We start from the raw sequence: 327 nt of genomic DNA, 5'->3' as shown, positions 1-327 counted from the left end.
GCTCAAAAATCGCCTCGGCAAAACTCTGCTCGTAGCCGCGCTCGCGCATGCCGTTGACGATGCGATCGTAGTATTTTTCGAGCCCGCCCTTGCGCTTCCATGCGGCCATCGCGCGGCGCAACTGGTCCGCCTCGCCCGCGCTGAAGCCTGCCGCAAGCATTGCAACCTGCATCACCTGCTCCTGGAAGATCGGCACGCCGAGCGTGCGCTTGAGCGCCTGCTCGACGTCCGGACTCGGATAGCTGACGGGCTCCAGTCCCTGCCGACGACGAAGATACGGATGGACCATGCCGCCCTGAACAGGGCCCGGCCGCACGATCGCGACTT

The 327-nt window shown here is 64.8% G+C and carries 1 pseudogene; it reads right to left on the bottom strand.

Going from position 1 to position 327, the window contains the following annotated elements:
* A pseudogene (locus SB753_RS35800) lies at positions 1 to 327 on the bottom strand (error-prone DNA polymerase); the annotation flags it as partial.

This window comes from Paraburkholderia sp. SIMBA_053 (assembly GCF_046534895.1).
In the GTDB taxonomy this organism is placed as follows: Bacteria; Pseudomonadota; Gammaproteobacteria; order Burkholderiales; family Burkholderiaceae; genus Paraburkholderia; species Paraburkholderia caledonica.
This window is presented reverse-complemented; position numbering and strand designations above follow the sequence as displayed.